General features: G+C 34.3%; 20 protein-coding genes, 2 rRNA genes and 1 pseudogene. 22 read left to right on the top strand and 1 reads right to left on the bottom strand.

The window, feature by feature from the left end; translation table 11 throughout:
- Nucleotides 1-53: 53 nt before the first annotated feature.
- From ACZ446_RS09295 to rnhA, 11 genes and pseudogenes are all read left to right on the top strand, one after another.
- A 23S ribosomal RNA gene (locus ACZ446_RS09295) occupies nt 54-3,033 on the top strand.
- Between the two features lie 252 nt (nt 3,034-3,285).
- A 5S ribosomal RNA gene (gene rrf / locus ACZ446_RS09290) occupies nt 3,286-3,402 on the top strand.
- Between the two features lie 418 nt (nt 3,403-3,820).
- Nucleotides 3,821-5,293 (top strand): FAD-dependent oxidoreductase, encoded by a 1,473-nt coding sequence (locus tag ACZ446_RS09285; RefSeq protein WP_464392289.1) that lies wholly within the window; start codon nt 3,821-3,823, stop codon nt 5,291-5,293.
- Nucleotides 5,293-6,567, top strand: coding sequence for an NAD(P)/FAD-dependent oxidoreductase (locus ACZ446_RS09280; RefSeq protein WP_464392288.1), 1,275 nt, complete (start codon nt 5,293-5,295; stop codon nt 6,565-6,567). Before ACZ446_RS09285 ends, ACZ446_RS09280 begins: the two co-directional genes overlap by 1 nt.
- Entirely contained in the window at nt 6,567-6,944 is a 378-nt protein-coding gene (locus tag ACZ446_RS09275) for a DUF1667 domain-containing protein (RefSeq protein WP_464392287.1), read from the top strand. The genes ACZ446_RS09280 and ACZ446_RS09275 overlap by 1 nt, the downstream gene beginning before the upstream one ends.
- A gap of 241 nt (nt 6,945-7,185) precedes the next feature.
- Complete coding sequence (locus ACZ446_RS09270) at nt 7,186-7,761, top strand: glycerol-3-phosphate responsive antiterminator (protein ID WP_464392286.1); 576 nt, start codon at nt 7,186-7,188, stop codon at nt 7,759-7,761.
- Between the two features lie 38 nt (nt 7,762-7,799).
- On the top strand, nt 7,800-8,420 hold the full coding sequence (dhaL, locus tag ACZ446_RS09265; protein WP_464392285.1) for a dihydroxyacetone kinase subunit DhaL: 621 nt from the start codon (nt 7,800-7,802) through the stop codon (nt 8,418-8,420).
- Nucleotides 8,421-8,524: 104 nt separating this feature from the next.
- Entirely contained in the window at nt 8,525-8,809 is a 285-nt protein-coding gene (locus ACZ446_RS09260; protein WP_464392284.1) for an HPr family phosphocarrier protein, read from the top strand.
- Nucleotides 8,809-10,527, top strand: a complete 1,719-nt coding sequence (gene ptsP / locus ACZ446_RS09255; RefSeq protein WP_464392283.1) for a phosphoenolpyruvate--protein phosphotransferase — start codon at nt 8,809-8,811, stop codon at nt 10,525-10,527. The genes ACZ446_RS09260 and ptsP overlap by 1 nt, the downstream gene beginning before the upstream one ends.
- Before the next feature lie 106 nt (nt 10,528-10,633).
- Nucleotides 10,634-10,891, top strand: a pseudogene (locus tag ACZ446_RS09250) (carboxymuconolactone decarboxylase family protein); the annotation flags it as partial.
- Between the two features lie 120 nt (nt 10,892-11,011).
- The gene (gene rnhA / locus ACZ446_RS09245) at nt 11,012-11,458 is read left to right on the top strand and encodes a ribonuclease HI (RefSeq protein ID WP_464394391.1); all 447 of its coding nucleotides are present in this window, start codon (nt 11,012-11,014) and stop codon (nt 11,456-11,458) included.
- Here the strand turns inward: rnhA and ACZ446_RS09240 are convergent.
- Nucleotides 11,455-11,847 (bottom strand): Fur family transcriptional regulator, encoded by a 393-nt coding sequence (locus ACZ446_RS09240; protein WP_464392282.1) that lies wholly within the window; start codon nt 11,845-11,847, stop codon nt 11,455-11,457. The genes rnhA and ACZ446_RS09240 overlap by 4 nt on opposite strands.
- 109 nt (nt 11,848-11,956) lie before the next feature.
- Between ACZ446_RS09240 and trpS the strand changes: the two genes are divergently transcribed.
- From trpS to murD, 11 genes are all read left to right on the top strand, one after another.
- Nucleotides 11,957-12,961 carry a tryptophan--tRNA ligase gene (gene trpS, locus ACZ446_RS09235; RefSeq protein WP_464392281.1) on the top strand — a complete coding sequence of 335 codons (1,005 nt, stop codon included), beginning with the start codon at nt 11,957-11,959 and terminating at the stop codon, nt 12,959-12,961.
- 20 nt (nt 12,962-12,981) lie between these two features.
- Complete coding sequence (locus tag ACZ446_RS09230) at nt 12,982-14,034, top strand: D-alanine--D-alanine ligase family protein (RefSeq protein ID WP_464392280.1); 1,053 nt, start codon at nt 12,982-12,984, stop codon at nt 14,032-14,034.
- Nucleotides 14,035-14,036: 2 nt separating this feature from the next.
- A complete protein-coding gene (locus ACZ446_RS09225; RefSeq protein WP_464392279.1) occupies nt 14,037-15,203 on the top strand; it encodes a DNA polymerase IV in 1,167 nt (388 codons plus the stop codon).
- A 169-nt stretch (nt 15,204-15,372) separates the two neighbouring features.
- Nucleotides 15,373-15,804 (top strand): division/cell wall cluster transcriptional repressor MraZ, encoded by a 432-nt coding sequence (gene mraZ / locus ACZ446_RS09220; RefSeq protein WP_464392278.1) that lies wholly within the window; start codon nt 15,373-15,375, stop codon nt 15,802-15,804.
- Nucleotides 15,805-15,815: 11 nt separating this feature from the next.
- Complete coding sequence (gene rsmH, locus ACZ446_RS09215; protein WP_464392277.1) at nt 15,816-16,748, top strand: 16S rRNA (cytosine(1402)-N(4))-methyltransferase RsmH; 933 nt, start codon at nt 15,816-15,818, stop codon at nt 16,746-16,748.
- Between the two features lie 20 nt (nt 16,749-16,768).
- Entirely contained in the window at nt 16,769-17,239 is a 471-nt protein-coding gene (locus ACZ446_RS09210; protein WP_464392276.1) for an FtsB family cell division protein, read from the top strand.
- An 11-nt stretch (nt 17,240-17,250) separates the two neighbouring features.
- Nucleotides 17,251-19,320: a penicillin-binding transpeptidase domain-containing protein gene (locus ACZ446_RS09205; protein WP_464392275.1), complete on the top strand. Its 2,070-nt coding sequence runs from the start codon at nt 17,251-17,253 to the stop codon at nt 19,318-19,320.
- 46 nt (nt 19,321-19,366) lie between these two features.
- Nucleotides 19,367-20,833 carry a UDP-N-acetylmuramoyl-L-alanyl-D-glutamate--2,6-diaminopimelate ligase gene (locus ACZ446_RS09200; protein WP_464392274.1) on the top strand — a complete coding sequence of 489 codons (1,467 nt, stop codon included), beginning with the start codon at nt 19,367-19,369 and terminating at the stop codon, nt 20,831-20,833.
- A complete protein-coding gene (locus tag ACZ446_RS09195; protein WP_464392273.1) occupies nt 20,834-22,231 on the top strand; it encodes a UDP-N-acetylmuramoyl-tripeptide--D-alanyl-D-alanine ligase in 1,398 nt (465 codons plus the stop codon).
- 11 nt (nt 22,232-22,242) lie between these two features.
- Nucleotides 22,243-23,193 (top strand): phospho-N-acetylmuramoyl-pentapeptide-transferase, encoded by a 951-nt coding sequence (gene mraY / locus ACZ446_RS09190; RefSeq protein ID WP_464392272.1) that lies wholly within the window; start codon nt 22,243-22,245, stop codon nt 23,191-23,193.
- A 43-nt stretch (nt 23,194-23,236) separates the two neighbouring features.
- Nucleotides 23,237-24,586 (top strand): UDP-N-acetylmuramoyl-L-alanine--D-glutamate ligase, encoded by a 1,350-nt coding sequence (gene murD, locus ACZ446_RS09185; RefSeq protein ID WP_464392271.1) that lies wholly within the window; start codon nt 23,237-23,239, stop codon nt 24,584-24,586.
- Nucleotides 24,587-24,588: the final 2 nt, after the last annotated feature.

The raw sequence follows: 24,588 nt of genomic DNA, 5'->3' as shown, positions 1-24,588 counted from the left end.
GCCATTGAGGCCGTCAAAACTGTACATTGAAAAATGCATATAGGAAATAAATTGATTAAGCTAGAAAGAGCTTATGGTGGATGCCTTGGCATTCAGAGTTGAAGAAGGACGCGACCGGCTGCGAAAAGCCGTGGGGAGCTGCTAAATAAGCGTAGATCCGCGGGTATCCGAATGGGGCAACCCACCAGTGTGGAGCACTGGTATTATGTGGTGAAAGAAGTAGCCATGTAAGAACAAGCAGGAGAACTGAAACATCTTAGTACCCTGAGGAAAAGAAATCAAAACGAGATTCCCTTAGTAGCGGCGAGCGAAAGGGGAAGAGTCCAAACACATTAAGTGTAAGTCTGTAGACGTTGCTTAATGTGGGTGTGGGATAGACTTTACTAAAGGCTACAGCCTTTAGCTGACTTAAATTTTTTACCCAGTCAAATGAGCTGGAAAGCTCAACCGTAGGAGGTAATAGTCCTGTAGACGAAAGGTAGAAGAAGTCAGAGATTTATCCAGAGTATCACGGGCCACGAGAAACCCTGTGAGAATAAGGGAGGACCACCTTCCAAGACTAAATACTCCTGAATGACCGATAGTGAACAAGTACCGTGAGGGAAAGGTGAAAAGAACCCCGGGAGGGGAGTGAAATAGAAACTGAAACCATAAGCTTACAATAAGTAGGAGGGCTATTAGAAAGCCTGACTGCGTACTTTTTGTATCACGGACCGGCGAGTTACTAATCGTAGCGAAAGGTTAAGTCATAGAGATGAAGCCAGAGCGAAAGCGAGTCTGATAAGGGCGGAAGTTATGATTAGTAGACCCGAAACCGAGTGATCTATCCATGACCAGGGTGAAGCGAGTGTAAGAGCTTGTGGAGGCCCGAACCCACTTATGTTGAAAAATGAGGGGATGAGTTGTGGATAGGGGTGAAAGGCCAATCGAACTCGGAGATAGCTGGTTCTCCTCGAAATAGCTTTAGGGCTAGCCTCGATGTAAAAGTTAAATGGTTGTAGAGCACTGATTGGACAAGGGGCCCAACAAGGTTACCAAATCCATTCAAACTCCGAATGCCGTTTAGTGTTCATCGGGAGTCAGACTATGTGGGATAAGCTTCATAGTCGAAAGGGAAAGAGCCCAGACCACCAGATAAGGTCCCAAAGTATATGCTAAGTGGAAAAGGAAGTGAGATCGCACAGACAACCAGGATGTTGGCTTAGAAGCAGCCACTCATTTAAAGAGTGCGTAATAGCTCACTGGTTAAGCGGTTTTGCGCCGAAAATGTAACGGGGCTAAAGCATATCACCGAAGCTGTGGATTTATGGTTATATTTATATGATTGTAAGTGGTAGAGGAGCATTGTGTACGGAGAGAAGCTGTACCGTAAGGAGCAGTGGACTGTACAGAAGAGAGAATGCCGGTATGAGTAACGAAAAAAGGAGTGAGAATCTCCTTCGCCGAAAGTCTAAGGATTCCTGAGGAAGGCTCGTCCTCTCAGGGTTAGTCGGGACCTAAGCTGAGGCCGAAAGGCGTAGGTGATGGAAAATCTGTAAAGATTCAGATACCACTGTAAATTGATTGAGTGAAGTGGGGACGCGGCAAAGAGAGTGGAGCGTGTGACTGGAAGAGCACGTATAAGCTAAGGAGTTAGGGTAAGGAGGCAAATCCCTTTACCCGCTAATAACTTTTAGTGATGTGGAGCCAAAAGAGGTGAAGCCACTTAATGAGTCGCCAAGAAAAACCACTAACGAGATTTATAGTGCCCGTACCGCAAACCGACACAGGTAGACGGGAAGAGAATTCTAAGGCGCGCGAGAGAACCCTTGTTAAGGAACTCGGCAAAATGACCCCGTAACTTCGGGAGAAGGGGTACCCATTAGTGTTAGCTAGTGGGTCGCAGTGAAAAGATCCAAGCGACTGTTTATCAAAAACACAGGTCTCTGCTAAGTCGTAAGACGAAGTATAGGGGCTGACGCCTGCCCGGTGCTGGAAGGTCAAGGAGAAGGCTTAGTGCATTAGCACGAAGGTCTGAACCTAAGCCCCAGTAAACGGCGGCCGTAACTATAACGGTCCTAAGGTAGCGAAATTCCTTGTCGGGTAAGTTCCGACCTGCACGAATGGCGTAACGACTTGGATGCTGTCTCAACAAGGGACTCGGTGAAATTAAATTGCCTGTGAAGATGCAGGCTACCTGCGACAGGACGGAAAGACCCCGTGGAGCTTTACTGCAGCCTGATATTGGGTTTTGATGTAGAATGTACAGGATAGGTGGGAGACTTTGAAACTGGCATGCCAATGTCAGTGGAGTCGCTGGTGGGATACCACCCTTTCTACAGCGGAATTCTAACTGGAGGCCATAAACTGGTCACAGGACATTGTCAGGCGGGCAGTTTGACTGGGGCGGTCGCCTCCCAAACAGTAACGGAGGCGCTCAAAGGTTCCCTCAGTGCGGATGGAAATCGCACGAAGAGTGTAAAGGCAGAAGGGAGCTTAACTGCAAGACAGACAAGTCGAGCAGGTACGAAAGTAGGACTTAGTGATCCGGCGGTATAGTGTGGAATTGCCGTCGCTCAACGGATAAAAGTTACCCCGGGGATAACAGGCTTATCTCCCCCAAGAGTTCACATCGACGGGGAGGTTTGGCACCTCGATGTCGGCTCATCGCATCCTGGAGCTGAAGCAGGTTCCAAGGGTTTGGCTGTTCGCCAATTAAAGCGGTACGCGAGCTGGGTTCAGAACGTCGTGAGACAGTTCGGTCCCTATCCGTCGCAGGCGAAAGATACTTGAGAAGAGCTGTCCCCAGTACGAGAGGACCGGGATGGACACACCGATGGTGAATCAGTTGTTCCACCAGGAGCATAGCTGAGTAGCTAAGTGTGGAAAAGATAAGCGCTGAAAGCATCTAAGCGTGAAACAGACTTCAAGATTAGGTATCTCACTTTGTTAAGAAGGTAAGATCCCTTAAAGATGATAAGGTAGATAGGCCAGAGGTGTAAGTGTAGTAATACATTAAGCTAACTGGTACTAATAGATCGAGGGCTTAATCATTATTTCCTATATGTATCTTTGATTGTATAGTTATCTAAATTTCAATCACCGATTAATTATTAACGCTTTTAATTACTTTTTTTCAGTAAAAGAAAGAACTCGCTGTGCTCAAACAGCTTTCTTTTTAAACCTTCAAAAAAGCAATGAAAAGCTAAATTAATCAAGGTTCTGAAATTTAGACAACATAAATCTGTGAACTGTTTTCTTAAAGATCAAATGAATAGAGCAGATTAAATGAAAATTTTATAGATTTCCGGTGGTAATAGCGGAGGGGCAACACTTGTTCCCATCTCGAACACAAAAGTTAAGTCCTCCAGCGCCTATGGTACTGCATTGGTAACGATGTGGGAGAGTAGGTCGCTGCCGGTCCTTTTTTTAAAATATAAATTATCAGAAAAAAATCTAAATTTAAACTATTACAAATTAGCTTAATTTTTTTTGTTAACTAGTTGACAATTCAAATTATCAATGCTATACTCTATTTAAATAATAAAATATTAGGTTGAGCTGAAGAGAAAACCTTATTGTAATTTAGAGGGACTACTATGTCCAATTTCTAAATCACAATAAGGTTTTTTTGTATTTTAAAACTTAAAATTAATTTTTATTTAATTAAAATTAATACTATTTAAGTAAAAAAAAAAGGGGGAATTTTTAAATTTAAATTACTATGCATTAAGTGGGCAGACTTTTATTTTATGGGGTTATCTTGAAGAATTATCTAATAATATTGGTTTTTTATCATTCAAAAATTATATATCTTGAATACTCATAGGAGGAAAAATAATTGAACAAAAAATATGATGTAATTATAATTGGTGGCGGAGTAACAGGATGTTTCATTGCTCGTGAATTATCACGTTATGATTTAGATATTGCTTTATTAGAAAAAGAACCTGATGTCTGTACAGGTACCAGTAAAGCTAATACTGCTTTAATCCATGCTGGTTTTAATGCCGATTCTAATAAGCTAAAAGGTAGATTAAATGTAAGGGGCAACAAATTATATCATGAAAAAGTACAGCATGAATTAGATGTTCCAATCGAATGGCTGGGAGCAATGGTAGTAGCAGAGGATGAAGCTGATATTCCGAAATTGGAATCTATTTTAGAAAATGGACAAAAAAATGAAGTGCCTGATTTAGAAATTGTAAAAGGGGAAAGATTATATGAATTAGAGCCTCATTTAAGTGAAGATGCGGTTGCAGCTTTATATGCTCCTACAGCTGGAATAGTAAATCCTTTTGAATTAACTGTAGCTTTGGCTAATAATGCTGCCAAAAACGGAGTAGACGTATTTTTAGAGGCTGGAGTAGAAGATATAGAAGACAAAGGTGACCACAAATTAGTTACAACAGCTAAAGGAGAAATGGAAGCTGGATTAGTTATTAATGCTGCCGGCTTATATGCTGATAAAATTGCAAATATGGTAGGTATTGATAAATTTAAAATCACTCCAAGACGTGGAGAATATTATTTATATGATAAAAAAATGGAATTAAATTTACAAAAAACAATCTTCCCTGTGCCTACAGAGGTAAGTAAGGGAATTGTAGTAACTCCAACAGATGAAAGAAATGTATTGATCGGGCCAAATGCAGAAGAAATAGATAATGTAGAAAATAAATCAACTACTCGAGACGGTTTAGATGAAGTAATGGAAGGGGCAAACAAGACAGTACCTGGTTTAAGCAAAAAAGGGATCATTAGGCAATTTGTAGGCTTAAGACCTGCTATAAAAGAAACAGGTGATTTTTTAATAGAAGCTAGTGATCAAGTTCCAGGATTTATCAATGTTGCAGGTATTCAATCTCCAGGTTTAGCATCATCACCAGCAATTGCAGAAATGGTTGTAGGTATAGTAAAAGAAGAATTAGGAGATCTAAAAGAAAAGTCTGATTTTGACCCTAATTACCAGGGCCCACCAAAGTTTAGACACATGACTCATGAAGAACAGGCTAAATTAGTTGAAGAAAATCCGGATTATGGTCAGATTATATGTCGCTGTGAAACGGTAACTAAGGGTGAAATTTTAGATGTAATTCGTGAACCAGTAGGTGCTAAAACAGTTAATGCGGTTAAGAGAAGAGCCAGACCGGGTGCTGGAAGATGCCAGGGTGGATTTTGTGAACCTAAAGTGGTGAGCATCTTAGCAGAAGAATTGGGAATTGAGGAAAACGAAGTCTGTTTAGAGAGTGCCAAATCTAAACTTTTAACTGAAAAGACTAAAGCACCATTATTGGAAGAGGTGGGAAAATAATGAATAAACAAAAATATGAATTAGTTGTAGTTGGTGGAGGTCCAGCTGGATTAGCAGCAGCACAAGAGGCTTATGATCAAGGAATTAGAGATATTTTAATTATAGAAAGAGATTTTGAGTTAGGCGGTATTTTACAGCAGTGTATTCATAATGGTTTTGGACTTCATTATTTTGGAGAAGAATTAACCGGTCCTGAATATGCACATCAGTTTATCGAAAATATTAGAGAACGCGGTATAGATATCAAGTTAGATACAATGGTTTTAGAAGTAACACCCGAAAAAAAGGTATATGCAATTAACTCTGATGAAGGAATGATAGAAATTGATGCAGGGGCAGTTATTTTAGCTATGGGCTGCCGCGAAAGAACAAGAGAGGCAATTGATATTCCTGGTTCAAGACCTGCTGGTGTTTATAGTGCTGGGACTGCCCAAAGATATATTAACATGGAGCAGTGGATCCCTGGAGAAAAAGTAGTTATTTTAGGTTCAGGAGACATTGGTTTAATTATGGCTAGAAGAATGCATTTAGAAGGTGCGGAAGTAGAAGCAGTTTTAGAATTACTTCCTTTTTCTGGTGGACTGACAAGAAATATTGTTCAGTGCTTAGAAGATTTTGATATACCACTGAGAATGCAGCAGACAGTAGTTGAGATCAAAGGCCAGGATAGACTTGAAAGTGTGGTAGTAGCTGAAGTTGATGATAATTTCAAACCAATAGAGGGTACAGAATATGAAATTGAGTGTGATACCTTATTATTATCAGTAGGTTTGATTCCAGAAAATGAATTATCAGAAGAAGCAGGAGTAGAGATGAGTGGTGTTACAGGAGGAGCTATTGTAAATGAAGGCAGAGAAACAAATATAGAAGGAATTTTTGCCTGTGGTAATGTACTCCATGTTCATGATCTTGTAGATTGGGTTACTGAAGAAAGTTTAATTGCAGGAAAGACAGCAGCAGATTATTTACAGGGAGGTATAACTAAGAGATCAAAAGCAATAGATGTAAATCCAGGGGAAAATGTGGGTTATATAGTACCTCATAAAATTACAAATAAAGTAGATGATCGAAAATTAGTTAATTTATATATGAGAGCTAAGCAGCCAATGGCAGATGTTAAAATTAATTTATATGCAGGAGATAAAAAGTTATTGGATAAGAAAGCTCGTCGAGTTGAACCGGGAGAAATGATAACTTTCCCTGTGCCAGAAAAGATGATCTCTTCAAATGATATAAGCAGTTTAAAAGTTGATATTGTTAAGGAGGAAGAATAATGGGAAAAAAAGTAGAAATAACCTGTATAAGCTGTCCAATGGGTTGTGATGTAGAGTTAGAGATAGATGATAATAACCAAATTGAATGTATGGAAGGCAACAATTGTAAAGCAGGAGAAAAATATGTAAAAAATGAGTATTATAATCCGACAAGAATATTACCAACTACAGCTAGAGTTAAGAATGGTGTTCTACCTTTAGTACCAGTGAAGAGTAAAGATCCACTTCCTAAAGGATTATTAAAAGAGGCTATGACAGAGATAGCAAAAGTCGAATTAGAGGCACCTATAAAATTAGGTGATATTGTAATAGAAAATATCTTAGACACAGGTGTTAATATTGTAACAACTCGAGAAATACTAAAAAAGGAACAATAATTTTAACACAACTACAAAATCACATTAATTTACAAATACCAGGAGGTTGCACAATCTTCTGGTATTTTTCTGCTTTATAATAATTTTTTAAGATATATGCAGGATTTTAACTATCTAAATAAAAGTATATATTAATAAGGGCAAAATATTATATTAAATTATGATATAATAATCAGAACAAATATTTTATTAAATGCCAGTCATTACTGGCTGATAGTTTAATAAAAAAGGGGGAGGAAATTTGAAACATTTAGCAGGTTACTTTAACAGTTATCCAATCATTCCTGCTGTTAGAGATATTAGGAATTTAGAAAAGGCTATGAAGATTGAGCAAGCAGTTTTAATTTTTATGTTAACTGGATCTATTTTTGATTTAGAAGAAGCTATGGAATTAGCACATAAATATGATAAAATATTAATGGTTAATATTGATCTAGTTAAAGGAATTGCTCATGATAAAGAAGGAATTAGATATTTGGCTGAAAAAGATCTATGTGATGGAATTATTTCGACTAAGGGTTATTTGATAAAAGAAGCATCAAATAATGATTTAATGACAATTCAGCGGGTGTTTTTACTTGATTCTGCTTCTTTAATCAGTGCTGAAAAATCATTTAATTCAAACAGTGTTGATGCTGTAGAAATCTTACCTGGTTTGGCAGCACCTTATTTTATTAATAGGCAGAATAACAGTAAACATAAATACCCAGTAATCGCTGGAGGGCTAATTAAGAGCAAAAATCAAGTTGATAATTTAAAAGCTCAAAATGTTTTTGCTGTTTCAACAAGTGATCATCAGTTATGGAAATATAATTAGATTTTTAATGATTCTAAATAAGCATTGGGGGATAAAATATGAGTAAGGATACCAAACAACTTTTTTTAGATGCTGCAGAAGTTATAATTGCAAATAAAAAGTATTTAACTGAACTAGATGCCGCCATTGGGGATGGAGATCACGGCATTAATTTAAGTAGAGGATTTAAAGTATTACAGGAGAAATTGGAAGAAAAAAGTTATAAAAGTAGAAAAGAAGTTTTTAAAGCTGCTGCAATGACTTTAATATCAAATGTTGGTGGAGCTTCCGGTCCACTTTATGGAACAGCATTTTTAAATATTTCTAATGTGATCCCAGATAAAAAGCTGGAACTGGATGATTTAATTGAAATTGCAGAAGAAGCGGCTGCAGGAATTCAGAAGCGGGGAAAGGCTGAAGCAGGAGAAAAAACTATATTGGACACTATTATTCCGGCTATTGAATCACTAAAGAAAAGTAAGTTAAGCGAAACTGCTTTGGAGGAAGCCCTAAAAAATTGTTTGCAAGCAGCTGAAAATGGTATGGAAAATACTGTGGAAATGAAAGCTACTAAAGGCAGAGCAAGTTACTTAGGTGATAGAAGTATTGGCCATCAGGATCCAGGCGCTACTTCTTCTTATTTAATGATTAAAAGCTTTATTGAAGGCTATTTAAACTAAAATATAAAAAAATAATAAAAAAATTTCTGAAAAAGGATGAAATTAGTGTAACATTTATGTTAAAATATATAGATGAGTAATGATATAAAAAAATATTTGAAAGGATGATCAGATTGGTAAAAGAAAAGAAGGTTATGATCACTAATAAGACCGGTCTGCACGCCCGCCCTGCAGCCCAATTCGTTCAGAAAGCAGGTAAATATGATTCAAAAATTGAGATACTTTTTGAAGAAAAAGAAGTTAATGCCAAAAGCATTATGGGTGTCATGAGCCTGGGAGTAGGAAGAGGAAATGAAATTATTATAAGAGCAGATGGTGATGATGCAGACTCAGCAGTAGAAGAACTTGTTGACTTCATTGAGGTTGAAATGAAAAAGGAGGATGAATAGTGGTTTTTATTGAGGGAATCGCTGCTTCTCCTGGTATTGCTATTGGTAAATCATTATTGAAAAAAGAAAAAGAAATTGAAATTGATAAAAAAAATATTTCAGAAGCTGAAGTAGATGAGGAAATTGAAAAATTACATTCTGCTTTAGAAGAATCAAAAAAATCTTTAGAGGAATTAAAAGAAGAAACTGCTGAAAAACTTGGGGAGGAAAAAGCAGAAATCTTTGCTGCTCATCTAATGATTTTAGATGATCCTGAAGTTATCCCTGCATTCGAAAATAAGATAAAAGATAATAAGCTGAATGCAGCTGCTGCAGTAAAAGAAGTAATTGATGAATTTGCAGCTATGTTTGCTGCTATGGATGATGAATATTTAAGAGAACGCGGTTCAGATATTAAAGATGTTGGTATGAGAGTTATCAAAAATTTACTTGGTATCGAAGATATTTCAGACAAGATGGAAAATGATGTAATAATTGTAGCAGAGGACTTGACTCCATCAGATACTGCTCAACTTGATACTGATAAAGTGCTTGCCTTTGTAACCAGAGATGGTTCCAGAACTTCTCATTCAGCCATTATGGCTCGTTCGCTGGGTATCCCATCTGTAGTTGGTTTAGGTAGTGAATTAATTGAAAAGGCAGAAAATAACTCAACTATTATTGTAGATGGTAACCAGGGTAAAGTGTTTTTTGACCCAGACCAAGCTACTTTAAAAGAATATGAAGAGAAACTGAAAGAATATAAAGCTGAACAAGAAAGATTACTAGCTTTTAAAGATAAAAAAGCTCAAACCAAAGACGGCCACCAGGTAGAAGTTGCAGGTAATATGGGTAACTTAAAAGATGTTGACCCAATATTAGCTAATGGTGGTGAAGGTGTTGGTCTTTTCCGCAGCGAATTTTTGTATATGGATCGCAGTGAATTACCAACAGAAGAAGAGCAATTTGAAGTATATAAAAAGGCTACTGAAAAAATGGGCGAAAAACCTTTAGTTATTAGAACTCTGGATGTTGGAGGAGATAAAGAACTTCCTTATTTAGACTTTCCAGAAGAAATGAATCCATTTTTAGGCTACAGGGCTATTAGAGTCTGTCTAGAAAGAGATGACATTTTCAAACCACAGCTTCGAGCCCTATTAAGAGCCGGTGTTTATGGTAATATAAAAATCATGTTCCCTATGATTTCTTCTTTAGATGAATTATTAGCGGCTAAAGCTAAGATAGAAGAAGTAAAAGCTGAGCTTAAAGAAGAGGGAGTAGAATATAATGAAGATATCGATGTTGGAATGATGATCGAAGTTCCTTCTGCAGTAATGATAGCAGATCAATTGGCAGAGGAAGTAGACTTCTTTAGCATAGGTACTAATGACCTGATTCAATATACAGTTGCTGTAGATAGGATGAACGAAACAATTGCAGAAATGCATACACCATATCATCCAGCAGTATTAAGACTGATTAAAAAGACCATCGATGCAGGTCATGCAGCAGATATTTGGGTTGGTATGTGTGGAGAAGCAGCCGGAGAAGAACTACTGCTTCCATTCTTATTAGGTGCTGGCTTAAATGAATTCAGCATGAGTGCTGTTTCAATCTTAAAAATTAAAGAAGCGCTGACTAAATGGACTTTAGCTGAAGCTCAGGCAGAAAGCAAAAAAGTCTTAGAATTAGGAACAGCTGCTGAAGTAAAAGGGTATTTAAATAAAATCAAAAAATAGATAATTTATAAAAATATAAATACTAAAAGATATCCGGACGGCTTTTTGCTGTCCGGTTTCTTTTGAATTTTGAGACCAGGAAAAGATTTTGAATGGGAGTGTTTTTATGAGCGAAAAAAAAGAAGAATTTAATAAATTTCGTCAAAAAATGAATGACATAATTTTGGAAGAAGGAAATCTAAATACAAAAAGGTTTTTTAATTTAGATACTAATATATATAAAGATGGCAAACTGCCAGCTAAAACTAAAGAACTGTTAGGTCTTGTTTCTTCTATGGTACTAAGATGTGATGACTGTATTACATATCATATCTTAGAAGCTCATAAGTCTGGGTGGACTAAAGAAGAAATTTATGAAGCAATGAATGTAGCTTTAATTGTTGGCGGTTCAATAGTAATTCCACATATGAGAAGAGCAGCTGAAATTTTAGAAGAGTTAGAGCAGGAAGATACTGATAAATGTTTTAAAGAATCAGAAAAGAATATTGAAGAATATACTGAATTTAAAATTTATACTGATGGAGCCTGTCTTGGTAATCCTGGTCCAGGTGGTTATGCAGCTGTAATTTTAAATTCTGCTTCTGAAAAATTAAAAACAGTTGTAGGATCCGAAAAAAACTCAACAAACAATAGAATGGAATTAAAAGCTGTAATTGAGGCTTTGAAAATTATTCCTCAAAATAGTAAGATAGAGCTGTACAGTGATTCCAGCTATGTTCTAAATGGACTTTCTAGTTGGATAGAAGGGTGGAAAAGGAATGGTTGGAAAACTTCTTCCAAAAAAGAAGTAGCTAACCAGGATTTATGGCAGGAACTAGACGATTTAACCTCTGATTTTGATTTAAGCTATCAAAAAGTAAGAGGTCATAGTGGGGATTTTTATAATGAAGAAGTAGATAATTTAGCAAAAAAAGAAGCAGAAAAAATTTAATTTTTCTGCTGGCAATTTGGACAAACACCACTGAATTCTAATCGGTGTGAGTGAACAATAAATTCAGTCTCATTATTTATTTTTGTATTTAAATCTGCGGTTAAGTCAATATTTAAATCAAAAACCCCACCACATTTTACACAGCGAAAATGGTAATGATGATCTGGATCACCATCATATCGGCTGTGGTTGCTTCCATAATCTAAAACATTAATTTTACCATGTTCGGCTAAAACATTTAAGTTGCGGTAAACAGTTCCAAGACTAATATTTGGTATTTCTTCTCTAACTCTTTCATATATCCAATCAGCGGTCGGATGAGATTTAGTACTCCTTAAAACTCTTAAAATTGCCTTGCGCTGTTTAGTCATTCTAGTCTTTTTAGCCATTTTAATCCTCCTAACTAATTAATAATCATTATTGTTTCTAATTTAATTTTAGCAGAAATTATTTAGATATTCAAGTATAATCTATTATATAAGAAAAAGGGTGATGATTTTGTCAAAGAAAAAAGAAAAAAGAATTTTAACAGGTGATAGGCCAACTGGTAAACTACATCTTGGACATTATGTTGGTAGTTTACAAAACAGAGTTGAACTTCAGGATGAATATGATACTTTTTTAATAATTGCTGATGTTCAGGCTTTAACAACTAATTTTGAAAAACCAGAAAAGCTAAGTGAAGATGTTAGACAGGTTGCCAGAGATTATCTTGCTGCTGGTATAGATCCAGAAAAAACTACAATTTTTGTGCAATCACTTGTACCAGAAATAGCAGAATTAACAATTTTCTATTCAATGATTGTTACAGTTAATCAGCTGCGCCATAACCCTACTATTAAATCAGAGGCTGAACAGTACGGATATAAAGAGATGTCATATGGGTTTCTTGGTTATCCAGTTAGTCAGGCAGCGGATATTACTTTTTGTCGAGCAAATCTAGTTCCAGTTGGGGAAGATCAAATTCCACATATAGAACAGACAAGAAAAATTGTGCGTAAATTCAATAATATGTACGGAGAGATTTTCCCAGAGCCAGAAGCCTTGATTAGTGATTTCCCTAGGTTAATGGGGCTTGATGGTAAAAATAAGATGAGTAAAAGTTTAAAAAATGCTATTTATTTAAGTGACAGCAGAGATGAGGTTGCTAAAAAGATAATGCAGGCAAAAACTGATCCAGCCAGAATTCATAAAGATGACCCGGGTCACCCTGAAGTATGCACGGTATTTCATTACCATAAAGCATTTAATTCAGAAGAGTCAGCTGAGATTGCAGAAAAATGTAGAGCGGGTACAATTGGCTGTGTTGCTTGTAAAAAGTGTCTTACCGAAAAATTAAATTCATTTTTAGATCCAATGCGTGAGAGAAGAAAAAAATATCTTGAAAATCCAGAATTGGTTGATCAAATATTAATGGAAGGTACTGCTAAGGCAAGAGAAGAAGCAGCAGAAACAATGAAAAAAGTTAGAAAAGTAATGAAAATAAATTATTTTAATAATTAAGATTGGAAAGAGGGATTCTATTGTCTAATTCAAAGATTAATATTGCCCTGTTTTTTGGTGGTCGTTCAGCAGAACATGAGGTGTCTATCTTATCAGCACGCTCTATCTACAATGCTTTTAGTAAAGAAAAATATAGAATTTATCCAATTGCAATTTCTAAACAGGGATTTTTTCTTTCTCCTGTAGAGTCAGAAGTTATTTTGTTTGGAGAACAGAAAAAAGTTCCTGATGTAAATAGAGAAAATATTTTAGACCATGAAGTATTAAACATCCTAGAAAATAAAATAGATTTAGTTTTTCCAGTTTTACATGGTCCTTACGGAGAAGACGGTAAAATACAGGGTTTTTTAGATACCTTAAATATTAAATATATTGGTTGTGATCTAATTTCTTCTGCAGTTGGTATGGATAAAGCATTAATGAAAGAGATATTTGCTTACAATAATATTCCTCAAAGCAAGTTTAAAATATTAAAAAAAGAGGATTTATATAAGCAGGAGCTTCCAAATCTTTTTCAAAAATTAGCTGATGATTTAGAAACTCCTTTTTTCATTAAGCCTGCTAATATGGGTTCCAGTATTGGAATCAGTAAAGTTAAAGAATTAAATTCTTTTAAAAAGGCTTTAGATGAGGCATTTAAATATGATAATAAGTTAATTATCGAAAGCAATGTTGAGGCTAGAGAAATTGAGTCTGCAGTTCTTGGCTCTGGAGATCAAATTGAGGTTTCTGCAGCTGGCGAAATTATATCTACCCACGACTTCTATGATTACCAGGCCAAATATGAGGATCAGAATACAGAGTTAATAATTCCTGCAGAAATTTCTGAAGCAAGCAGAAAAAAAATCAGAGATTTATCGGTCAGAGCTTTTAGAGCAATAGGAGCAGCTGGTATTTCAAGGTTAGATTTTTTTGTTAATGAAAAAGAAAATATTATATTAATTAATGAAATTAATACTATGCCGGGATTTACAAAGTTTAGTATGTATCCACTTTTATTTAAAGAAGTCGGGATTTCTTATATGGAACTCCTGGATAAATTAGTTGAAATTGCTTTAGCAGAGTGTAATTAATAATGGCTAAACTTCATATTTTACATGCAGATATGGATGCCTTTTTTTCAGCAGTTGAACAGCGGGAAAATCCTCAATTGAAGGGGAAAGCTGTAATTGTTGGTGGGGTTAGCCTGAGCAATAGAGGTGTTGTTTCAACTGCTTCTTATGAAGCAAGAAAATTTGGAGTTCACTCTGCAATGCCAATTGCTCAAGCGAAAAAACTGTGTCCCAAGGGTATTTATTTACCTGCCAGACATAATTTATATAAAGAAGCTTCAAAAGAAGTTTTTAAGATCTTAAATAAATATACACCTTTGGTAGAAAAATTGTCAATTGATGAAGCTTTTTTAGATGTCAATGGTTGTGAAAAATTATATGGAGATGCAGTTGAAATTGCTAATCAAATAAAAAATGAAGTTAAAATTAAAACAAAACTAACAATCTCTGTTGGAGTTTCAGTCAATAAATTTCTGGCTAAATTAGCTTCTGACTTTGAAAAACCAGATGGCTTAACAGTCATTAGGGAAGATAAAATTAAATCATTCATGTACAACTTAGATATTAATAAAATCTGGGGTGTGGGAGAAGTCTTTGCTGCTAAGTTAGCAGAAGAAGGAGTTTATAAAGCTGGAGATGTCTGGTCTTATTCTCTAGAAGAACTTAAAGATAAGTTTGGAAAGGCCGGAGTGAAATTGTTTTTTCTTTCTCGTGGAATGGATAATCGGAAAGTAAAAAGCCAGAATGAAATAAAATCCGTAAGCCACGAAGAAACTTTTATTGATAATATTAGTGATCAGGATAAATTATATGCTTACCTATTTAAAATGAGTGAAAAAGTTTCTTTTCGTCTTCACAGCAATTCTTTAAAAGGGATGACAATTTTTATTAAAGTTCGTTATGCAGACTTTAGTACTTACAGCAGGCAAAAATCTTTAAAAACTGCAGTTAACAGCAGTGAAGAAATTTATCAAATCGCAAAAAAACTTTTAGCTGATGATAATTTATTAAAAAGGCCTCTACGCTTGCTGGGAGTTGGAGTTTCTAATCTTTGTCAAGAAGGGAAAGAGCAGTTAAACTTATTTGCAGAGTCAGATGATCAACTTGATCAAACTATTGACAAATTGAAAAGAAAATATGGATTTAATAAAATTTCAAGAGCTAGAAAATTATATTTAGATGATGATTGAAATTGTGCCCACCTTTAGAGGTGGGCTTTTATTTTTTTGATCTTTAGAATTTATTTTTAAAAAATAATAATTTTTTTCTAAAATATAAAGGACTTTTCCATTATATGTAGAATAAAATTATTAAGTGGTGGAAAGTGGAGAAAAAGGGTGGAAAGTGGGAAGTGATATTATGTTTATGGGAGAATATACTCATAATATGGATAAAAAAGGCCGTTTAATCATACCTTCAAAGCTTCGAGAAGAACTTAGCGAAGAGTTTGTGATTACTCGAGGTCTTGATAACTGCTTGTTTTTATATCCAATGGATGAGTGGAAAGAGTTAGAAAAAAAATTAACTTCCTTACCAATGACAAGTAAAAATGCCCGTAATTTTGTCCGCTTTTTTTTCTCAGGTGCTAATGAATGTGAATTAGATAAACAGGGAAGAGTTTCCTTACCAATAAATTTGAGAGATTATGCAGATTTTGAACATGAAATTGTAATAATTGGTCTAGCAAATAGAATTGAATTGTGGGCCAAAGAAAATTGGGACACCTACATGGATAATGTAGAAGATTCCTATGAAGATTTTGCGGATGCAATGGAAGAATTAGGAATCTAGAAAGGATTATAATGGAATACAAACATCAATCAGTTTTGTTAAAAGAAGCAATAGAATATTTAAACATTAAAGAAGACGGCATATATTTAGATGGTACTTTAGGTAGAGCAGGGCATAGTTCAGAGATTTTAAATAAATTGTCAGCTGCAGGCAAATTAATTGCAGTTGATCGTGACACTGCTGCAATAAAAGCAGTGAGGAATAAATTCCCAGATAATGAGTCTTTAATTTTAGAGCATGCAAATTTTCAGGAAATTGATCTGGTTCTGGCAAAGTTGGGTATTGAAAAGGTTGATGGAATGCTCTTTGATTTAGGGGTTTCTTCGCCCCAATTGGATAATCCTGAAAGAGGTTTTAGCTATCAAAATGATGGTCCATTAGATATGAGAATGAATCCAGCACAAAAATTAACAGCAAAGGATATAGTAAATAATTATTCTCAAGCTGAACTGGAAAGAATTATTAGTGAGTATGGAGAGGAAAATTGGTCAGCTCGAATTGCAGAATTTATTGTGAAGATGAGAAAAGAAAAAGAAATTGAGACAACAGGTGAACTGGTGGAAGTTATTAAGGCAGCTATTCCAAAAGCTGTCAGAAGAAGTGGTGGTCATCCAGCTAGACGAACTTTTCAAGCGTTGAGAATTGAAACGAATAATGAATTAGAGCAGTTAAAGAATTTAATAGATAAAGCAGTTTCTTTTTTAAATCCAGGTGGCAGACTTGTAATAATTACTTTTCATTCATTAGAGGATCGGATTGTAAAACATAAATTTAGGGATTTAGCTAAAGATTGTACCTGCCCACCTGACTTTCCTATTTGTGTATGTGACAAAAAGGCAGAAGTTAAAGTAATAACCAGAAGTCCAATTCAGGCTTCTGATTCGGAAAAAAAATTTAATCCACGATCTAAAAGTGCCAAAATGAGAGTAGCCGAGAAGATCTGATTTCTTAAGGGGGGACAGAGATGCATCATAGTCAAAATTATGCTAATCTAGATACGCAAAGTAATTTTTTAAATGAATCATCTTATAATTTTACTAATGTAAAAAAACAGGCATTTACCATTATATATATATTTATGTTGGTTTTTATTAGTATTTCAATTTTATTATATGTTTCTCAAGTTTTAAATATTAACAAACAAAGTGCAAAGTTATTAAATTTAGAAAAAAAATTGGAGACTATTCAGGCAAAAAATGAAAGATTGGAAGTTAAGTTGGCAAGTAAAACTTCTCTGGCAGAAATAGAAAAAATTGCAAAAGAAGAATTAAATATGATTGAAGCTAAATCAAAAGAAACATTGGTTTATAATAATCAATTTAGAAAAGAAGAAATATATATGGCGGATATTCCAAAAGAAAAGTTTTTCTTAGCGCAAATTTATGATAAAATAATTAAAGAAGTAGTTACTGTTCAGGCGGAATCACTTGAATAGGAGGATTAAATTTGCGGGACTTTAATGAACATGTAAAAAATAGAGTAATGTTTTATTTTGCAGTTTTATTTTTTTTATTTATAATACTAGCACTAAGACTTGTTTGGATTCAAGTTATTAATAGTGCAGAATACGAACATAAAGCACTAAGCCAGCGTGTAAAAGAATTTGTAATTGATTCAGAAAGAGGAATGATTTATGACAATACCGGCAGGAAACTTGCAGTCAGCTTACCGGCTAAGACTGTAGTTGCTCTGCCGGATAATGTTATTAATCCCCAAAAAACAGCATCTGAACTGGCTCCTTTATTAAGTATTAGTTATAATACAATTTATCGCAGGATAACCTCTGATGCTGCTGCAATATTCCTGCAGCGTAAAATTGAAGATGAATTGTATCAAAAAATTGAGGCAAAGAATTTAAAAGGAATTACCTTTACAGAAGAAAGTAAAAGATATTATCCAGAAGGAGAGCTAGCTTCTCATATCATTGGTTTTACTGGAATAGATAATAATGGTTTAAATGGTCTTGAACTTTCATACAATAATCATTTGAGCGGCAAGTCAGGTAAGATGATTGTAGAAAGAGATGCAGAGGGCAAAACAATTCCAAACGGAATCAGAGAGACTGTACCAGGGAGAGATGGATATAATGTTCATTTAACAATAGATGAAGTTATCCAGTATATGGCTGAAAAAGAGCTGGAAAATGCGGAAGAGGAATTTGATTTTTCTGGTGGGTCAATTATTGTTATGGATTCTTCAAATGGCGATATTTTAGCGATGGCTAATACTCCAACATTTAACCCAAATGAATTTGGAGAATATCCAGATCAAAATTGGAGAAATAGAGCAATTAATGATGTTTTTGAGCCTGGTTCTACCTTTAAAATAATAACTGCTGCTTCTGCTTTAGAAGAAGGGGTTATTACTGAAAATGATATTTTAACTGATCCTGCTCATATCTATGTAGCAGGAGAAGAAATAAACTGTTGGAGCAGGTATGGTCACGGTAAACAGAGCTTTGCTGAGGTTATAAAAAATTCCTGTAATCCGGGTTTTGTTGAGGTTGGACTTAAAATGAGTAAAGAAACTTTTTATTCATATATTAAAGCCTTTGGTTTTGGAGAACAAACGGGAATCAGGTTACCTGCTGAAGCCAGGGGGATTATTCCAGAATATGATCGAATTGGCCCAGTTGAATTAGCAACTTTTTCTTTTGGTCATGGTTTATCTGTAACTCCTATTCAGTTGGCGACTGCTATTTCTGCGGTTGCTAATGGTGGCAAACTGATGCGCCCCAGGCTTGTTAAAAAAGTTGATACCGGAAATAGCTCTGAGAATATCATTAATGACCCAGAAATGGTAAGACAGGTGATATCAAAAAGTACAGCAGATAAAACAAAAGAATTATTAAAACAGGTTGTTGAAACAGGAACAGGGACACAAGCAGCAATTGAGGGATATAAAATAGGTGGTAAAACAGGGACTGCAAAACATTACAATGAGGATATATATGATTCTTCATTTATTGGGATTGTGGAAGCTGATGAGAGAAATTTAGTAGTTTTAACAATTTTATATGATATCAAAGGTGAAACCTATTATGGAAGTCAAACTGCAGCACCTGTTTTTAGAAATTTAACTTCGAACATTTTAAATTATTTAAATGTTAAACCAGATACTAGTTTAGAAAAAGGTTATAATACAAATGAGAATGAGGCTGTAGTCCCAAATTTAATTGGGAAAAATTTTTTAGAGGCTGAAAGTAATTTGAGAGATCAGGGATTTAATGTTAAACTAATTGGAGACGGAGAATTAATTGAAGCACAACTTCCAGACTCTGGAACAGTAACAAACTATAATTCAACAGTTTGGTTATTTAGTGATGAGAATTATAAAGAAGAATTATTGTTAGTAGTTCCAGACTTTAGAGGGATGGAAGCTGCAGAGGCTTTAAAATTAGCCAAACAAAAAGGTCTGGACTTAATTTTAGATGGATCCGGTAAGGTTATTGGACAATCTGTTTACCCTGGAAAAAGAATAAGAAGTTCTAAGAAAATCAATTTAAAACTTCGTTAAATTATTAAAATTAATCATTTTTTAAGATGCTGGAGGTTAATTAAAAGTGAAGTTAAATAAAATATTAAATAATATAAATTATGAACTGAAGTCAGGAAATTTAGCTAAAAACATTACAGAAATAAAGTATGATTCGAGAGAGATTGAAAAAGGTAATTTATTTATAGCAATTAGTGGTTTTGAAACTGATGGACATCAATATATATCTCAGGCTGCAGCAAAAGGTGCATCAGCAGTAATTTTTGACAAAGAAATAGCAAAATATAAAGATGGTGTAACTTATATAAAAGTGAAAAACAGCCGCAAAATAATGGCTGAAGCTGCTAAAAATTTTTTTAGTGATCCACTTAAAGATATAAATTTGATTGGAATTACCGGGACTAATGGTAAAACAACAACTTCCTATCTTTTATATAATATTTTAAAAGAATATAAAAATAAGGCGGCTTTATTTGGGACTATTAAAAATATAATAGGAGAGCAGGAGCTGAGTTCAAAAAGGACTACATCTGAGTCGGTTGATCTTTATAGATATTTTGCTCAAATGAGAGAGCAAAACATTAAATATGGGGTAATGGAAGTTTCTTCTCATGCTTTAGATCTATATCGTGTTTATGGTATGAATTTTAAAGCTGCAGTTTTTACTAATATTAGCCCAGAGCATCTCGATTATCATAAAAATCTAGAAAATTATAGAGAAGTAAAATCAAAATTATTCTCACAGTTAAAAAGTAATAATTATGCTGTCATAAATAATGATGATCAAAACAGTGATTATATAAAATCTAAATCTCAAGGGGATAATTATACCTATAGTCTGGACTCCGAAACAGCAGATCTTTATACAACCCAATTTAAACTTCATTCGCAAGGAATGGAATATAGGACTGGTGGCAAACTAAAATCTAAATTTGAGCTGAATTTAGGTGGTATTTTTAATATCTATAATTCACTCGCAGCTATTTTAACAGCTAATCTATTAGGTATTAACGAAAAAGTTATCAAAAAAGCATTAACTAAAATTAATTCTGTACCTGGAAGGTTTGAGATCATTAATGCTGGTCAGGATTTCCAAATAGTAGTTGATTATGCACATACACCAGATGGAATGAAAAATGTTTTGGAAACTGCTGCAGCTATGGAAAAAAATAAGTTAATTGTTTTATTTGGTTGTGGTGGAGATAGAGACCGCAGCAAGAGACCTGCAATGGCTGAACTGGCTGAAAAATATGCGGATTATACAATTGTGAGTAATGATAACCCCAGAAGTGAGGATCCAGAACAAATATTTTCTGAAATAAAGAAAGGTTTTTCTGAAAGTTTTAGTGATTATGAAATTATAGCTGATCGCAAAAAAGCTATTGAAAAGGCTGTTCAGATTGCTGAAAAAGATGACCTGGTTATGCTGCTTGGAAGAGGACATGAAAAGTATCAGGTTTTAAAAGATGGAAAAATTGAACTTGATGATAGAAAGGTTGCTTTTCAAGCAGCTGAAAAAATGAAGGGAAAATAAATGCAAAATTTAAAATTAAAAGAGATAATTAACTTTTCAGAAGCTGAAATTGTTCAGGGGAGTGAAAATTTAATTATCGAAGAAATAGTAATTGACAGTAGAAAGGTAAAAGATAATTACTTATTTATTGCAATAATTGGTGAAAATCAGGATGGCCATCAATATCTTGAGGATGCTGTTAAAAATGGAGCATCAGCTTTAATAGTAGATCGTGAGCTAAAAAATAATTTTATTGCTAAAAGCAATGCTGCTGTCTTAAAAGTAAAAGATACTACAGAAGCACTGCAGCTTATCGCTCATAATTATCGAATGAGTTTTAAAGATCTGAAGTTAATAGCAGTTACTGGTAGTGCTGGTAAAACTACTACTAAAGATTTAATTTATTCTGTTTTATCACAAAAATATAACTGTTTAAAAACTGAGGGTAACTATAATAATCATATTGGTCTGCCACTTACTTTATTGAGATTAACTGATTCTGAAGAAATTGCGGTTGTAGAGATGGGAATGAGTGGCTTTGGTGAAATTGATTTATTGAGTAAGATTGCAGCACCTGATTTTGGAGTTGTAACAAATGTTGCTGCTGCTCATTTAAAACAGTTGGGTAGTTTGGAAAATATTGCAGAGGCCAAAAAAGAATTAATAGATAACCTAACTGAATCTGATACAGCGATTTTAAATTATGATAATTTATATACCCGAAAAATGGGAAAAGAGAGTTTGGCAGAACAACTTTATTTTGGCTTTGAAAGAGGTTCTGATCTGCAGGCATTATCATATTCTTATGATGAGGATTCTGAAGTAACAAGTTTTAGTTTAACTTATCAAAAAAATAAATATAATTTTAAATTAAATAAAGCAGGTAAGCATAATGTTTATAATGCCATGGCTGCTATTTTAATTGCTTTTAATTTAGGTCTTAAAATCTCTGAAATACAAGCAGGCTTATTAAAAGCTGAAATTTCATCATTAAGGATGGAATTTATAAAACTTGATAATGGTGTGGAAATAATTAATGATAGCTATAATGCAAATCCTTTAGCGGTTAGAGCAGCAGTTGATGTTCTAATTGAAAAAAGGGCAGAAAGAAAAATAGCTGTTTTATCTTCAATGCTGGAGTTAGGTTCAAGTAGTGTAGAAAAACATCGTGAGATTGGTGAGTATGCTGCAGCAAAAGGTTTGGATATTTTAATAACAATTGGGCAAAAAGCAGCAGCAATTTCTGCTGGAGCGGAAACTATCATGGACAGTAATAAAATTTTTGGTTTTGATGATAATACTGAATGCATAAGATTTTTGAGACAGGAAATGAAAAAAGGAGATTTAATACTGATAAAAGGTTCGCGTGCAAATAGATTAGAAGAAATAGCTGCTGAACTAAAGGTGGAGAATAATTGAGGAGCATTATAATGCAGTATATTATGGCTTATACTTTCCCTTTAATAATTATTATTTTAAGTGGAAATTATTTCATTAATTACATAAAAAGGTTAAATTTTGGCCAGCAGGTTAGAGATTATGGACCAGAAAGTCATCTAGAAAAAGCTGGTATCCCAACTATGGGTGGTTTATTGATAATTTCAGTTTTTATAATTGTATCTTTAATAATGCTGCCATTAGAGATTGAAATTATTACAATTTTATTTACCACAATAATAATGGCGTTAACCGGTTTTTTAGATGATTATTTAAAGATTAAATTAAAAAGATCATTAGGTTTAAAAGCCTGGCAGAAAATTGTTATGCAGATAGCTGCAGCTGGAGTTACTGCTGTAATTGCGGTTTATATTTTAGAACAGCAGAGTTTAATAATTCCGTTTTGGGGAGAATATCAAATAGGATTTATAGCTAAATTCATTTTAGCTTTTATTGTTGTAATTGGAAGTTCTAATGCTGTTAATCTAACTGATGGTTTAGATGGTTTAGCTGCTGGAATAACTGCTGTTGTTACCCTGGCATTTGCAGCTCTATTTTATCTGCTTTCAGTTCCAGAATACTCCCTACTGATGCTAATTATGGCAGGCAGCAGCACTGCTTTTTTGTGGTTTAATGCAAATCCAGCTTCAGTTTTCATGGGTGATGTTGGTTCACTTGCAATAGGAGCTTTTCTGGGAGCAGCATCAGTTTTAACTGCTACTGAAATTTATTTATTGATCATTGGAGGAATATATGTTTTAGAAACTTTATCGGTTATGATACAGGTTCCTTATTATAAAATTACAGGAGGTAAAAGAGTTTTTAAGATGACTCCAATTCATCATCATTTTGAATTGAGTGGTCTGGCAGAAAACAAAATTGTATTTAGATTTTCAATAATAACTATTTTGTTATCTTTATTTGCCTTAATTTCTCTTGTCTAACTGTTCTGTATATTAACAACTAAATTAAAGGAGTTAGATTTAATTGACTTTAGATTATAAAACGATAGCAGTTTTGGGTTTTAGCCCAAGAACTGGTTTAGAAGTTGTAAAATATTTGCTAAACTTTGACTTAAATATTATAGTTTCTGATGCAAAGCCTAAAGCGGAGTTAGAAAATTTAATAGCTCAATTGGATGATGAAAATATTATATATGATCTCGGTTCAAAAGGCAGCAAAATTTTGGATAGTGAGCTAATAATTCTGAGTCCAGGAGTTCCTTATGACTTAGATATTCTAAAAAAAGCAAGGCAGCAGGGCATCGAAACTATTAGTGAAATTGAATTTGCTTTCAGACAATCTAAGGCAGAAATAATTGCAGTAACTGGAACAAATGGAAAAACAACAACAACTGAACTGCTGGCAGCTATGTTATCTGACTTAAATGGCAAAAAAATTAAGGCTGCTGGGAATATTGGTTTGCCTTTTATATCTATCATCAAAGATTTAAAAGAGGGCGAAAAAGTTATTCTTGAACTAAGTTCATTTCAATTAGAAGCAGTTAGAGAATTTAAAGCAAAAATTGCAATTTATTTAAATTACAGTCCAGATCATCTGGATCGGCATCAGACTGAGTTGAATTATAAAAAAGCTAAAAGAAAGATTTTTAGCAACCAAAACACAACTGATTATGCTCTACTGAATTTTGATGATACTTATCTTAAGCAATTAAAAGGGCAGCTGCAGGCAAATGTCATCGGACTGAGTTTTAAACATCAGGATGCAGATTTAATTATTAAAAATAATCAGGCTTATTATAAAAAAGATAAAATAAATTTACTAGATTTTGATAAAATTAGCTTACCAGGAGAACATAATCAAAAAAATGCTGCTTTTGCTGCACTTGCTGCTTACCTTTTGGGACAAAGTGTTCAAAAAATTCAGCAGGCAGCTGAGAATTATGAGCTTCAGTCACATCGAATGGAAATTATAAATAACAGCTATAATTATTTAATTATTGATGATTCTAAAGCCACCAATCCAGATTCAACTTTGAAAGCACTGGCCAGTATTGATAAAGATATTATCCTGATTGCAGGTGGCCAGGATAGAAATGCTGATTTTACTAAATTGAAAGATATTATTAACAAAAAGGTAAAAATTCTAATTTTGCTTGGTGAAACAGCTGACAAAATTGCTTCTTTGTTTAAAAACAGTGATCTAGAAATATTTAAAGTAGAAAGTATGGAAGCTGCTGCTGAGTTAGGATCTAACAAATTAGAGCAGGATAGAGCATTGTTATTGTCTCCAGCCTGTCCTAGCTGGGATATGTTCAGTAGTTACAAGGAACGTGGAGAAATTTTCAGAAAAACAGTTTTAAAATATATTGATTAAGG

Source organism: Halanaerobium sehlinense, assembly GCF_055379485.1.
This window is presented reverse-complemented; position numbering and strand designations above follow the sequence as displayed.